Source organism: Rhodococcus sp. Q1 (assembly GCF_004153645.1).
Lineage (GTDB): Bacteria > Actinomycetota > Actinomycetes > Mycobacteriales > Mycobacteriaceae > Rhodococcus > Rhodococcus gordoniae.
In genome coordinates this window covers 99,163-113,174 of the sequence record NZ_SDMJ01000008.1, presented here as the reverse complement: position 1 = coordinate 113,174, position 14,012 = coordinate 99,163, and the positions used below count along the sequence as shown (strand labels likewise).

12 protein-coding genes are annotated in these 14,012 nt (G+C 68.8%); 11 read left to right on the top strand and 1 reads right to left on the bottom strand.

The window, feature by feature from the left end; genetic code table 11:
* The first annotated feature begins 106 nt into the window (after positions 1-106).
* The 11 genes from pnuC to EQ874_RS19870 all read left to right on the top strand — a co-directional run bounded on the left by pnuC (position 107) and on the right by EQ874_RS19870 (position 13,322).
* Positions 107-733 (top strand): nicotinamide riboside transporter PnuC, encoded by a 627-nt coding sequence (pnuC, locus tag EQ874_RS19920; RefSeq protein ID WP_129977875.1) that lies wholly within the window; start codon positions 107-109, stop codon positions 731-733.
* Positions 733-1,788 carry an AAA family ATPase gene (locus EQ874_RS19915; protein ID WP_129977874.1) on the top strand — a complete coding sequence of 352 codons (1,056 nt, stop codon included), beginning with the start codon at positions 733-735 and terminating at the stop codon, positions 1,786-1,788. The genes pnuC and EQ874_RS19915 overlap by 1 nt, the downstream gene beginning before the upstream one ends.
* A gap of 115 nt (positions 1,789-1,903) precedes the next feature.
* A complete protein-coding gene (ppsA, locus tag EQ874_RS19910; protein ID WP_129977873.1) occupies positions 1,904-4,426 on the top strand; it encodes a phosphoenolpyruvate synthase in 2,523 nt (840 codons plus the stop codon).
* 58 nt (positions 4,427-4,484) lie between these two features.
* Entirely contained in the window at positions 4,485-5,270 is a 786-nt protein-coding gene (locus tag EQ874_RS19905) for an AraC family transcriptional regulator (protein WP_129977872.1), read from the top strand.
* Positions 5,271-5,411: 141 nt separating this feature from the next.
* On the top strand, positions 5,412-6,449 hold the full coding sequence (locus tag EQ874_RS19900; protein ID WP_129977907.1) for an iron-siderophore ABC transporter substrate-binding protein: 1,038 nt from the start codon (positions 5,412-5,414) through the stop codon (positions 6,447-6,449).
* Complete coding sequence (locus EQ874_RS19895) at positions 6,446-7,489, top strand: iron ABC transporter permease (protein ID WP_129977871.1); 1,044 nt, start codon at positions 6,446-6,448, stop codon at positions 7,487-7,489. The genes EQ874_RS19900 and EQ874_RS19895 overlap by 4 nt, the downstream gene beginning before the upstream one ends.
* Positions 7,486-8,538 (top strand): iron chelate uptake ABC transporter family permease subunit, encoded by a 1,053-nt coding sequence (locus EQ874_RS19890; RefSeq protein ID WP_129977870.1) that lies wholly within the window; start codon positions 7,486-7,488, stop codon positions 8,536-8,538. Before EQ874_RS19895 ends, EQ874_RS19890 begins: the two co-directional genes overlap by 4 nt.
* Positions 8,535-9,335, top strand: coding sequence for an ABC transporter ATP-binding protein (locus EQ874_RS19885; protein WP_129977869.1), 801 nt, complete (start codon positions 8,535-8,537; stop codon positions 9,333-9,335). The genes EQ874_RS19890 and EQ874_RS19885 overlap by 4 nt, the downstream gene beginning before the upstream one ends.
* Before the next feature lie 158 nt (positions 9,336-9,493).
* Positions 9,494-10,549 (top strand): DNA polymerase IV, encoded by a 1,056-nt coding sequence (locus tag EQ874_RS19880; protein WP_129977868.1) that lies wholly within the window; start codon positions 9,494-9,496, stop codon positions 10,547-10,549.
* 29 nt (positions 10,550-10,578) lie between these two features.
* Positions 10,579-12,576 carry a DUF2232 domain-containing protein gene (locus EQ874_RS19875; protein ID WP_207213591.1) on the top strand — a complete coding sequence of 666 codons (1,998 nt, stop codon included), beginning with the start codon at positions 10,579-10,581 and terminating at the stop codon, positions 12,574-12,576.
* Positions 12,573-13,322, top strand: a complete 750-nt coding sequence (locus EQ874_RS19870; protein WP_064063233.1) for an energy-coupling factor transporter transmembrane protein EcfT — start codon at positions 12,573-12,575, stop codon at positions 13,320-13,322. Before EQ874_RS19875 ends, EQ874_RS19870 begins: the two co-directional genes overlap by 4 nt.
* A 4-nt stretch (positions 13,323-13,326) precedes the next feature.
* On the opposite strand, the gene EQ874_RS19865 is transcribed toward EQ874_RS19870, so the two are convergent.
* Positions 13,327-13,986 carry a DedA family protein gene (locus tag EQ874_RS19865; RefSeq protein ID WP_129977867.1) on the bottom strand — a complete coding sequence of 220 codons (660 nt, stop codon included), beginning with the start codon at positions 13,984-13,986 and terminating at the stop codon, positions 13,327-13,329.
* Positions 13,987-14,012 lie beyond the last annotated feature (26 nt).

Here is a 14,012-nt window from a genome sequence, read left to right as displayed (position 1 = left end):
TTCTCGACGTCGCACAGCGCTGTCGAGAACACCGAAGTGCACTTCACCGTTGCCCCACTTAGAGCAAATATGATCTAATTGCCGTCACAAGCGAAAGGCGGCGACGATGATCGCATTTCTGAACTCGACAGCATTCACCGCACTCGGTGCGCCCACCACCTGGGCGGAGGTGTTCGGCTTCGTCAGCGGCGCCTGGTGCGTGTACCTGGTGGGCCGGCAGTCGATCCTCAACTGGCCGATCGGGATCGTCAACAACCTCGTGTGGATCCTGCTCTTCGCGACCGCCGGACTCTACGCCGATTCCGGATTGCAGGTTGTGTACATCGCACTTGCCGTGTGGGGGTGGAGCAACTGGTCGCGGGGCAGGAACGGGGATGCCCTGCCGGTGACGAGCACGAACGCGACCGAATGGAGCGTACTTGCCGTCGTGGGTGTCGCTGCGGTCATCGGGCTGACGGCGCTGTTGGAGGTCGCGACGAACTCGACCGTCGCGTTCTGGGACGCGACCACCACCGTGTTGTCCCTGCTCGCGACGTGGGGACAGGCGAAGAAACGGTGGGAGTCGTGGCTGTTGTGGATCGCCGCCGACCTGATCTACATCCCGCTCTACCTGCACAAGGGGCTGACGCTCACCGCGCTGCTGTACGGAGGCTTCCTGCTTCTGTGCGTCCGGGGTCTGCTCGCCTGGCGACGCTCGATGGCGGCCGAGCGGGAACCGGTGGAGGTGCGCTGATGTACCGGCACGCACTCGTCATCGGAAAGTTCTATCCACCCCATGTCGGTCACCATCACCTCGTCCGCCGTGCCGCGGAGCTCGCCGAGCGCGTCACCGTCGTTGTCATGTCCTCTGCGGCGGAGACGATTCCGCTGGGTGCACGCGTGTCGTGGATGCGGGAATCGCACGCCGCCGAGGCGACGGTCACGGTGACGGGAATACCGTGCGACGCGCCGATGGACCTCGAATCGGACACCGTATGGACCGCGCAGGTCGCCTGCATGAAAGCAGCCGCGCGTACCGTCACCGATATTCCGGTCGACGCGGTGGTCTCGAGCGAGAAGTACGGTGACGAACTCGCTCGACGCTTCTCGGCCACTCACGTGTGCGTCGACCCGCTGCGTGTCGCGCATCCCGCATCCGGCACGGCCTGTCGCGGCGACCTCGCCGGGCGCTGGGACGATCTGGACGCACCCGCCCGGGCCGGCCTCACGACCCGCATCGTCGTCCTCGGCGCCGAGTCGACGGGCACCACCACCGTCAGCCGCGAACTGGTACGCCGGTACCGGAAACGGGGAGGGGTCTGGGAACGAACCCGGTGGGTGCCGGAATACGGACGACAGGCCACCCACGACAAGCTCGGCACCGGAGACGTGAACGACATCGTCTGGACCGGAGACGATTTCGAGAACATTGCCGTCGAACAGACGCGCCTCGAGGAGGACGCGGCACGGGAAGGGTCTCCGCTGCTCGTCTGCGACACCGACGCGTTCGCGACGACCGTGTGGGAGCGGCGGTATCTCGGCAGCAGCGAACGGGCCTGGCGCGGCGTCCGCGGCCGGCGAGCGTTGTACCTGCTCACCGATCACCACGGGGTTCCGTTCGTGCAGGACGGCATCCGGGACGGTGAACACATCCGAGCGGAGATGACGGAGTGGTTCGTCGACGCGCTCACGGCCACGGGCCGCTCCTGGGTGCTGCTCACCGGAAGCCTCGAGGAGCGGGTGGACCTGGCGGAACGGGTGGCGGACCGGGCATGGCTGCTGGGCTCGCAGTTCGGTGCGCCGCTGTAGAGCCAGGATTCGTCTTCCCCCTCTCACGTTATACCGGATCCTCGGCCCTCATGAGGATCGGCGATTCGGTTCATACTCGCCCACACAGCATCGAATCAGCAGGTGGGGAGCCGGAATGGGATATGTACACAATTTTCGGGAGATCGACCGCACGGCGGTGTCGATCGTCGGTGGCAAGGGAGCGAACCTCGGGGAGTTGCGGCGCATCGACGGCGTCGACGTGCCCGACGGGTTCTGTGTGACGACGGATGCCTATCGAAAGGTGCTTTCCGATCTACCGCACGTCGACGACCTGCTCGAGCGACTCGCGAAGGTCGACCCCGGCGATATCGGAGCGGTGAGCGCGCAGATCCGCACGGAGATCGGCGAGTGCTCGATCCCGGACGACATCGCCGGGGAGATCGCCGCGCACGTTCGCGAACTCGGTGAGGGGGTGCCCGTCGCGGTGCGTTCCAGCGCGACCGCCGAAGACCTGCCGACGGCTTCCTTTGCAGGGCAACAGGACAGCTACCTGGACGTCGTCGGTGCGGCAGAGGTGCTCCGGCATCTCCGCATGTGCTGGGCGTCGCTGTTCACCGAGCGCGCCGTGACCTACCGGTTCGGCAACGGCGTCGACCACCGGAAGGTGCACATGGCAGTGGTCGTGCAGCGGATGGTGTCCCCGCAGGCGTCGGGTGTGCTGTTCACCGCCGATCCGGTGACGTCCGACCGCACGGTGGCCCGGGTGGATGCGGGATTCGGCCTCGGGGACGACCTGGTGTCCGGCCTGGTGAACGCCGATGCGTACGCGGTGCGTGCCGGCGAGGTCGTGGACAGGACACAGCGGCAGGAGGCACCGGTGCTGACCGACACGCACCTCGTCGAACTCGTGCGGCTGGGCAGGCGCATCGAAGCACACTTCGGGCACCCCCAGGACATCGAATGGTGCCTGGCCGGCGGTGTTTTCCACATCGTGCAGAGCCGCCCGATCACCACGCTGTTTCCCGTCCCGGAGTCCGGTGACGACGAGAACCGCGTGTACGTCTCCGTCGGTCACCAACAGATGATGACCGATCCGATGAAGCCGCTGGGAATCTCGATGTGGCAGTCGACCAGCCGTGCGCCCATGCGTCACGCGGGCGGACGGTTGTTCGTCGACATCACGGCCATGTTGGCTTCACCCACCCAGGGGCCGGGCATCGTCGGAATGATCGGTAAGTCCGACCCGCTCTTCGGCGACGCGCTGCAGACCGTGCTCGATCGGGGATTCGTCCCGACGCGCCCGGACGACCCTGCCGTCGCACGGGCCGGTCTGCCACCCGCCCCGGACGAGATCGACCCGGCCGTCGTCCCCGAACTCGTGGCGCAGAGTGAGGCCGCGATCGCCGAATCCGCGCGTCGCGTCGAGAACGAGACCGGTTCGGCGTTGCTCGATGTCATTCGCGCCGACATTCGCGATCTGCAGGAGGCGTTGTTCGGCCGGCAGGTCGGTGAGGTGATCGCGGCGGGCATGGAAGCGGCCGAACGGCTCAACGAACTGGGTCGGGAATGGTTGGGGGAGAAGAACGTGGCGGACGTGATTGCCCGCTCGGTGCCCTACAACGTCACCTCGGAGATGGGGCTGGCGCTGCTGGACGTCGCCGATGTGGTTCGTCCGCATCCCGACGTCGTGACATTCCTCCGGCAGGTCGACGAGGAGGGCTTCGACGACGCACGTTTCCTCGACGAACTCGGCGCACACACGGGCGGACCGCAGGTACGAGCGGCGTTCGAGGATTTTCTCGGCAAGTACGGCAGGCGATGCGTCGCCGAAATCGACATCACCCGCCCGCGGTGGGCCGAACGCCCCACCATGCTGGTGCCGACGATCGTGAGCAATCTGGACAACTTCGGGCCCGGCGCGGCGAAACAGCGATTCGACGACGGTCGGCGGCAGGCCGAGGAGAAGAGGCGCGAACTCCTCGAACGCGTGCGGTCGTTGCCGGACGGAGAGCGGAAGGCCCGAGAGATCGAGAGGCTCGTCCACCGTGTGCGGGCCTTCGCGGGCTATCGGGAGTACCCGAAGTACGGCATGGTCGGGCGCTACCTCCTCTACAAACAGGCCCTCCTGCGGGAGGCCGAGAATCTCGTGGACGCGGGAGTGATCGACGAGAAGGAGGACATCTTCTTCCTGCGGTTCGACGAACTCGAGGACGTGGTCCGCGCACCACGACCGGTCGGCGACCTCGTCGCCGACCGGAAGCGGGAGTTCGCATCGTTCGGCAGGCTCTCGCCGCCGCGGGTGCTGCTGTCGACAGGGGAGACGCTCACCGGCGCGTACAGCCGCGACGGTCTCCCCGACGGGGCGCTGCCCGGTATCGCGGTGTCCACCGGTGTCGTGGAAGGACGCGCCCGCGTGGTCGCCGATATGGACCGAGCCGACCTCGAACCGGGCGACATCCTGGTGACCGCGTTCACCGACCCCAGCTGGACCCCGGCGTTCGTGACCGTCAGCGCGCTGGTGACGGAGGTCGGCGGGGTGATGACGCACGGCGCGGTGATCGCGCGCGAGTACGGGCTGCCGGCCGTGGTGGGCGTGGAGGACGCCACCCGCATCATCTGCGACGGACAGCGCATCCGCGTGCACGGCACGGAAGGGTACGTCGAGATCCTGACCTGAGCCGCGGCGGCGGCACATGTGAGGATTGTCGTCGTCGCGGAGCGGAGGAGGGCGTCGGGTGAAGAGCGTCGAGGCGGTGGAGAGCAGGACGTTGCCGGTCTACGAGGCCGGCGAGATCGACGTGCCCTTCGTCATCGCGGGCATGGACGAGCTCGTCTCCCGCGAGACCCGCTTCGAGGCGCATTCGCATCCGACGCACGAACTGCTGTGGAACGACCGGGGTGCCTCCACCGCGACCATCGGTTCGCGCACGTGGACCATCACCCCGACCATGGGACTGTGGATTCCGGCGGGCATGCTCCACTGGGGAGTCATGCCTGCCGGAACCTGGTACCGCACCGCGCATTTCGGGATCGACTCCGCCCCGTCGTTGTCCGACGGCCCGGTCGCGGTGGAGATGACACCGCTGCTGCGATTGTTGCTCGACCGGCTGGCGGACGAGCATCTCCGCGACGGGTCGCGCTCGCTGACCGAACGCATGGTGATCGACGTGCTCGCCCCCGCCGAAAACGAATTGATGGTGCAGGTGCCCTCCTCGCCGGTCGTGCGGCCGATCGTCGAGGCGATCGCCGAGGACCCGAGCGATCCGCGGACGCTCTCGGATTGGGCGGCCGAGCTCGGGGTGAGCACCCGCACCATCACCCGTACGTTCCGGTCGGAGACCGGACTGAGTCTCGGCCGGTGGGTTGCGGCGGTCCGTGCGCAGCGAGCGGTGATGCTGCTCGGCCACGGCACGGATGTCGACGAGGTTGCCGAACGGGTGGGCTACCGATCGGCGAGCGCATTCGGGGCGGCCTTCCGTAGGGTCACCGGCACGACGCCCGGGGTGTTCCGCGCGGGCTGATGTCCCGATCGCTACAGGAGCTGTCCCGATCGAGCGATTGCGCAGGATTCGGGCGAACATTACGGTTTAGGCAAACCTCGCCTAACTGCCGCCGGTAGTAAGGCCGAGCCCCCACCCCGTACGAGAGTGAGTTCTGCCTCCATGCGTTCGAAGCGCTTTCTGACGATCGCCGCCGCATCCGTCGCGGTCGCCCTCGGTCTCACCGCCTGTGGATCCTCCGAATCCTCGGACACCACCGGCTCCGGCTCCGCCGGTTCGGGCGAATACCCGATCACCATCGAGCACGCGCTCGGCACCGTCACCCTCGACGAGAAGCCCGAACGCGTCGCCACGGTGAACTGGGCCAACCACGAGGTGCCGCTCGCGCTCGGCGTCGTGCCCGTGGGTATGGCGGCCGCCAACTTCGGCGACGACGACGGCAACGGCATGCTCCCGTGGGTCGAAGAGCGACTCGAAGAACTCGGCGCCGAGACCCCGGTCCTGTTCGACGAGACCGACGGAATCGACTTCGAAGCCGTCTCCGACACGAACCCCGACGTCATCCTCGCCGCCTACTCCGGTCTGACGCAGGAGGACTACGAGACCCTCAGCGAGATCGCGCCGGTCGTCGCGTACCCCGAAGCGCCGTGGGCGACCTCGTGGCGCGACATGATCGAGCTCAACAGCGCCGGCCTCGGCATGGCCGAGGAAGGCGAGGAACTCGTCGCGATCCTGGAACAGGAGATCGCCGACGCCGCCGCCGCGCACCCCGAACTCGAGGGCAAGGCCACGATGTTCCTCACCCACGTCGACACCGCCGACCTGAGCCAGGTCAGCTTCTACACCGCCAACGACACGCGAGCGGCCTTCTTCGAGGATCTCGGTCTGGCCACCCCGAAGAGCGTGGCGGACGCCTCCACCGACGACGCGTTCTCGAAGAAGGTCAGCGCCGAGCAGGTCGACGTCTTCGACGACGTGCAGATCATCGTCACCTACGGTGACCGGGCGCTCGTCGACGCGCTCGAAGCCGACCCGCTGCTGTCGCAGATGCCCGCGGTCCGCAACGGTTCGATCGTCTTCCTCGACGGTTCCGGCCCGCTCGGCACCGCCGCGAACCCCACTCCTCTGGCCATCTCCTGGGTGCTCTCCGACTACGTCGATCTGCTCGCCGACGCAGCCGGCAAGTCGAACGCGGAGTGACCGCACCACACCGGCAGTCGACGCCGAGCGCTCACGAACGGGGGCGCTCGGCCGTCGGCAATTCCGTCTGGCTTCTGGCCCTGCTCGGGGTGCTCGTTCTGCTGGTGATCGCGTCGATCACCATCGGCTCGCGCAACGTCGACTGGGCCGACATCGTCGCGGCTCTCGGAGGCGCGACCGACAACATCGGTCAGGGCGCGATCGCCAAACGCATTCCGCGCACGGTGCTCGCGCTGGTCGTCGGAGCAGCGCTCGGGCTCGCCGGTGCCGTGATGCAGGGTGTCACCCGTAATCCCTTGGCGGATCCCGGCATTCTCGGTGTCAACATGGGTGCCTCGCTCGCCGTGGTGATCGGCATGGCCTGGTTCGGATTGTGGAGCCAGACCTCCATGATCTGGGTCGCGATCGTGGGTGCCGCGGCGGCCGCGCTGTTCGTCTACACGATCGGATCGCTCGGCCGTGGGGGAGCGACACCCCTCAAACTTGCGCTCGCCGGTGCCGCCACCTCGGCGGCGCTCGCGTCGTTCGTCACCGCCGTCATCCTGCCCCGCGGCGACATCGCGGGCAGCGTGCGGTCGTGGCAGATCGGCGGGGTGGGCGGAGCGAACTTCGAGGCCATCTCGCAGGCCCTGCCGTTCTTCGGCGTCGGCTTCGCCGTCTGCCTGCTGTCGGCGCGCAGCCTCAACTCCCTCGCACTCGGCGACGACATGGCCGCCGGTCTCGGCGAACGGGTCGCTCTCGCCCGCGGCGTCGCCTCGTTCGGTGCCGTCCTGCTGTGCGGGGCGGCGACCGCGATCGCCGGTCCCATCGCGTTCGTCGGTCTCGTCGTGCCGCACCTGTGCCGGTTGCTCATCGGCATCGACAACCGGTGGTTGCTGCCGTTCTCGGCTCTCGTCGGCGCGGGACTGCTCACCGCCGCCGATGTCGTCGGCCGCATCGTGGCGCGACCCGCCGAGATCGACGTCGGCATCATCACCGCGCTCATCGGGGCGCCCTTCTTCGTGTACATCGTCCGACGGCAGAAGCTGCGCGAACTGTGACAATCACACTCGAGACCACCCAACCCGACATCGACGAACTCGCCGCGAGCAGAGTGCGGCGCGGACGGCGTCGACACCTCGTCATCGCCGTGCTCACGACTCTCGTGGCCGCAGCCTTCGCCGCGAATCTGATGTTCGGCAAGACGTTCTATCCGCCCGCGGACGTGCTGCGTGTCGTCCTCGGAGAGGACGTGGCCGGCGCGACCTTCACCGTCGGACGCCTGAGACTTCCCCGCGCGGTCCTCGCGGTGGTCGCCGGAATCTGCTTCGGGCTCGGCGGCATCACCTTCCAGACGATGCTCCGCAACCCGCTCGCGAGCCCCGACATCATCGGCATCAGCTCCGGGGCCGGTGCCGCGGCGGCCTTCGCCATCATCGTGCTGGGTCTCGGTGGTACCGGCGTGTCGATCTTCGCGATCGTCGCCGGTCTGGCCGTGGCCCTGCTGATCTACGGCCTGTCCTATCGCGGTGGTGTGGCGGGCACACGCCTGATCCTCATCGGCATCGGCATCGCCGCCATGCTCGACAGCGTCACCTCCTATCTCCTGAGCACTGCGGCGACCTGGGATCTGCAGGAGACGATGCGCTGGCTCACCGGCAGCCTCAACGGCGCGACGTGGGGTGCGACGGTGCCCGTCGTCGTCGCCCTCGCCGTGCTCGGGCCGGTGCTGCTCGTACAGATCCGCAACCTGTCGATGATCCAGCTCGGGGACGACGCCGCGCAGGCGCTCGGTGTGCGGGTCGAACGCACGCGTCTGATCGCGATCGTCTCGGCGGTCGGGCTCATCGCCTTCGCCACCGCCGCGACCGGACCCATCGCGTTCGTCGCCTTCCTGGCCGGGCCCATCGCCGCCCGCATCGTCGGACGGGGAACGTCGCTGTTCGTCCCGGCGGCACTCGTCGGCGCACTGCTGGTGCTGGTCGCGGACTTCGTCGGCCAGTACGCCTTCGACACGCGCTACCCGGTGGGGGTGGTGACGGGTGCGCTCGGCGCGCCCTATCTCGTCTACCTCATCATTCGTTCCAACCGCGCGGGAGGCTCGCTGTGACCGCATCGCACACTCTGATCGCCGAGAAACTCGAACTCGGGTACGGCAACCGCACCGTCGTGGAGAGCCTCGATCTCGAGGTGCCACCGGGGCGGATCACGTGCATCGTCGGCGCCAATGCGTGCGGGAAATCGACGTTGCTGCGGTCGATGTCACGACTGCTGTCGCCGCGCGGCGGGCACGTCCTGCTCGACGGCAAGGACGTCCACCGGCTGCCCGCGAAGAAACTCGCCCGCACCCTCGGGTTGCTGCCGCAATCGCCGATCGCCCCGGAGGGCATCGTCGTCGCCGACCTCGTGGGCCGCGGCCGGCATCCGCACCAGCGGGTGCTGTCGCGCTGGAGCCGGGAGGACGACGCTGCGGTTGCCGACGCACTCGCCGCCACCCACACCACCGAACTCGCGGAGCGGTCGGTGGACGAGTTGTCGGGCGGGCAGCGGCAGCGCGTGTGGATCGCGATGGTGCTCGCGCAGCAGACCGACCTGCTGCTGCTCGACGAACCCACCACCTTCCTCGACGTCAGCCACCAGGTGGAGGTGCTCGATCTGCTCACCGATCTCAACCGCGACCGCGGGACGACCATCGTGATGGTGCTGCACGACCTCAACCTCGCCGCGCGATACGCCGACCATCTCGTCGCGATGGCCGACGGCAGTATCTACGCGTCGGGGGATCCCTCGGAGGTGCTCACCGGTGAGACGGTGAAGGCGGTCTTCGGTCTGGACAGCTGCGTGATCTCCGATCCGGTCTCCGGCAAGCCGCTCGTGCTGCCCGTGGGTCGGCACCACATCATGTGATCGTCCGTCCGCTACACCATTGGTCGTCCGCTACGGCAATTGCCATAGCGGACGGCAAGAGCGGTAGCGAATGCTCGAGGCAAGGACTGTTCGGTCGAACCGAACCGCTCGCCCGGAATCCGTGCCCGCACCGCGGTGAACGTCCTACGGTTGTCGGCATGGGCGCGCCCGGCATCGACCAGTGGGTCCTCCACGTCGACCTCGACCAGTTCATCGCCGCGGTCGAGGTGCTGCGCAACCCGGAGTTGGCGGGCCGACCGGTGGTGGTCGGCGGTCGCGGCGACCCCACCGAGCGCGGAGTCGTCTCCACGGCGTCGTACGAGGCGCGCGAGCACGGGGTGGGGTCGGGAATGCCGCTGCGGGTCGCGGCGCGCAAGATCCCCGACGCGGTCTTCCTGCCCGTCGACGCCGACACCTACAACGAGGTGTCGCATGTCGTGATGGACACACTCCGTGGGTTCGGTGTGGTCGTCGACGTACTCGGCTGGGACGAAGCGTTTCTCGGAGTGGAGACCGACGATCCGGAGGCGTTCGCGCAGCGCGTGCAGGCCGCGGTGCTCGACGCGACCGGTCTGCACTGCTCCATCGGGATCGGCGACAACGTCCTGCGCGCGAAGATCGCAACGGGTTTCGGAAAACCCCGCGGTGTCTTCCGGCTGACGCGCGACAACTGGTTCGCGGTGATGGGCGAACTTTCGCCCGATTCGCTGTGGGGCATCGGCTCACGCACGGTGAAGAAACTCGACGACATGGGCATCCGCACGGTCCGCGAACTCGCCCGGGCTTCCGTCGACGAGATGGCGGCGCGGTTCGGGCCCAGGACCGGTCCGTGGCTCGTCGGCCTGGGTGCCGGTGCCGGCTCGACGGAGGTGTCGGCGGAACCGTGGGTGGCCCGGTCGCGCAGCCGGGAGACGACCTTCCAGCACAACGTCGGCGACTGGAATGCACTCGCGGAGTGCGTGCGCGATCTCGCGGCGCGGGCGGTCGACGACGTCCGCGGTGAGGGACGAGCGGGAGTGCGGGTCGCGCTGAAGATCCGCTACGCGCCGTTCGTCACCCACACCGCGAGTGTCGCCCTGCCGTCGCCCACCACGGATCTCGCAGCCGTCACCGATGCGGCCGTCGGACTGCTCGGCCGCTTCGATCACGACCGCGAGGTTCGCCTCGTCGGCGTGCGGGTGGAGATGACGCCACCGGAGAAGCAGTCGCGTTAGCGGCTGGCACACTGGGGCCGGTGCGATCGGTGACCAGGACACGGGGACCTCTTCGACCACCGGAGGCCGCCGCAGCGGCGGTCTTCGGGACGTTGACGGCTGTGCTGTCGGTCGTCACCGGGCTGATACCCGTCGGTGTCGCCCAGGTGCTCGTCGCGCTCCCCGTCGCTTTCCTCGCCGCCACCGGCCGCCTGCGCGCGATCGTCGCTGCGACGGTCGCCGCAGGTGTCGTGGCGCTCGTGGCCGGTGGGCCGTTCGCCGTCGCCGCGGTCGTCGTCCTCTCCGGGATCGGAACGCTCGTCGGGTTCGCGCACCGGCGGTGGGGTCACGCGGCGGTGTTCGCGGTGCTGGCCGGATCCGTCCCCGCGGGGCTGCTGCTCGCGGCCGCCGCCTGCGGTCTGCTGCTGTTGTTCGACCGGACCCGGGTGCTGCTGCTCGAGGCGCTCGAAGCGTCGATGCGCGGCACGATCCGGGCGTTCGAGGTGGCCGGTGCGGGGCAGCATTTCGTCGACACCTGGGAACGGACCCTCGAGATCATGGTGCGGCTGTGGTGGGTGTGGATCGGCGGTGCGGTGCTGGTCGGCACCGTGGGGACCGCGCTGTTGTGCTTCGGGATCTTCCGCGTGGTGGCCCTGCGCAGCACGTGGGCGACCCGGTCGGTCGACTGGCCCGAGCAGGACCCGACCGCCGACCCGGCTCCGCTTCCCGTCGCACTGCGCCTCGTCGGTTACCGGTATCCGGGAACCGACCGCGACGCCCTCTCGGACATCGACCTCACGATCGGGCCGGGGGAGTTCGTCGCGATCGTCGGCGGCAACGGCTCGGGCAAGTCGACGCTCGTACGGTTGCTCGCGGGACTCGAGCCGACCGTCGGCCTGATCGACCGGCCCGGATCCGTCGGTCCGGGACGCCCCGGTGGCACGGCCATGATCCTGCAGCATCCCGAGAGTCAGGTGCTCGGCCGCACCGTCGCCGAGGATCTGCGGTGGGGACTCGAGGACGTCGACGTCGCCGATCTGCTCGCGCGGGTCGGCCTGGCAGGGATGGCGGACCGCGCCACGGAAGATCTGTCGGGCGGGCAACTGCAGCGGCTGGCGCTGGCGGGCGCACTCGCCCGGCGACCTGCACTGCTCATCGCCGACGAGATCACCGCGATGGTCGACGCCGACAGTCGCGTGGAACTGATCCGATTGCTCGCGGACGTCGCGCGGGAGGGCACCGCAGTCGTGCTCGTCACTCATCTCGACGACGAGGCCCGCGCGGCCGACCGCATCGTGCACATCGCCGACGGACGCATCGTCCCGAGGATCGCCGCGCCATCGCTGCCGGCACCGGTCGCGGCGACCGCGCCCGCGTTCCCGCAGCCGGTCCTCGAACTGCGCGACGTCACGCACATCTATGCGGCCGGCACACCCTGGGCACACACCGCGCTGCGCGAGGTGTCGCTGACGATCTGCCGCGGCGAAGGGGTGCTGGTCGTCGGGGAGAACGGTTCGGGCAAGTCCACGCTCGCGTGGATCGTCGCCGGACTGATGCGCCCCACGCGCGGAACGGCCGTGCTGCACGACACCCCGACGGCCGATCTGCACGGAGAAGTGGGCATGGTCTTCCAGCAGGCACGGCTGCAGTTGCAACGACCGACCGTGGCCCAGGAGATCTCCGAGGTGGCCGGGCTTCCGCACACCGACCGCGGCTACGTCGCCGCCGTCCTGCACCGGGTGGGTCTGCGTCCCGAACTGATCGACCGGCCGATCGACCGGCTCAGCGGCGGCGAGATGCGGCGGGTCGCGATCGCCGCCCAACTCGCCCGCACCCCGCGGGTGCTGGTGCTCGACGAACCGCTGGCCGGACTGGACGTGCGGGGCCGCCGCGAGGTCGTGTCGATCCTCGCCCATCTACGCGCGGTCGAGCACGTCACCGTCGTCGTCATCTCCCACGACCTGCACGGAATGGAAGAGGTGTGTTCGCGCACCGTGGTGCTCGAGGACGGACGCATCGTGGAGCAGACGGGAGCGGTGATCGCATGAGTCGCACACGCACGCGCCAGCGACGCCCGATCATCCTGCTGCGCCCCGTGCCTCGGGAGACACCCCTGCACCGGGTGTGGGCCGGCACGAAGGTCCTGTCGGCAGCGGCGCTGTCGGTGGCGGTGAGCTTCGCTCCGAGCTGGACCGGGCTCGGCATCCTGCTCGCCGTGCTGGTGGTGGGTCTGCTCGTCGCGCGGATTCCCCGCGGGGTGGTCCCGACGATTCCGTGGTGGGTGTTCGCGGTCCTCGCCGTCGGCCTGGTCCTCAACGCTGCGGGTGGCGGGCTCACCGCCTACGTTCGGACGATGCTGCTCGGCGTGGGTTTGTTGGTGCTCGCGTCGCTGGTCGGGTGGACGACGCGACTGTCCGATCTCGTCGACGCCCTGCCGGTGCTGTTCGCCCCGCTGCGACTGCTACGGATGCCCGTCGACGAATGGGTGACGGTGTGCGCGCTGGCGCTGCGGATGCTGCCGACCGTCCGCGCCGAGATGCGGGTGCTGTTCGCCGCGCGCAAGGTCCGCGGCCGGCCCGGCATCCGCACTCCGGCGGGATGGTGGCAGGAGGTGGCCGACTCCGTCGGCGCGGTGGTGTCGGTATCCATGCGCCAGGTCCGCGATCTCGGCGACGCGCTGGCGGTACGGGGACCACGATCGGCGACCCGCCCGCCGCTGCGACTGCGGCTCGGGGACGTCCTGACGGTGCTGGTCGTGGCGGGCGCGTGCACGGCGATCACCGTGTGGGGATGACCCGTCAGCTGCGGTTGTCCGAAGCGGTGTCCTCCGAACGCGAGCGGATGCGCCGGACGATCCCGTAGCCGAGCACCGCGACGACGACGGCGATCACGACGTACTGCAGTGCCGAGGCGTACGGTTCGACGGCGCTCCAGTTCTCGCCGAGCTGATAACCGGCCAGCACGAAGATCGAGTTCCAGATGAGGCTGCCCGCGGTGGTGAACGCGAGGAACTGCCAGATCGGCATCCGCGTGACACCGGCGGGGATGGAGATGAGGCTCCGGAAGACGGGCACCATCCGGCCGAAGAAGACGGCCTTGCGTCCGTGCCGCTGGAACCAGGCGGTCGAACGGTCGAGGTCCTCGACATCGACGAGTGGAAGCTTCCGCACGACCGCGCGAATCCTGTCCTCACCCACCCAACGGCCGATCGAATAGAGACCGAGAGCGCCGAGCACGGAACCGAGGGTCGTCCAGAACAGCGCACCGAACAGGGTGAAACTGCCCAGGCTCGCGGCGAACCCGGCGAGCGGCAGGATGACCTCGCTGGGGAGCGGCGGAAAGAAGTTCTCGAGAGCGATCGCGATGCCGGCACCGACACCGCCGAGGCGGTCCATCAACTCGAGTGCCCATCCTGCGAGACCGTCGGTGGGGGCTGACTGTGAATCCGCGACACTCATCCACCCGACCCTACCGAGGGGTCGTC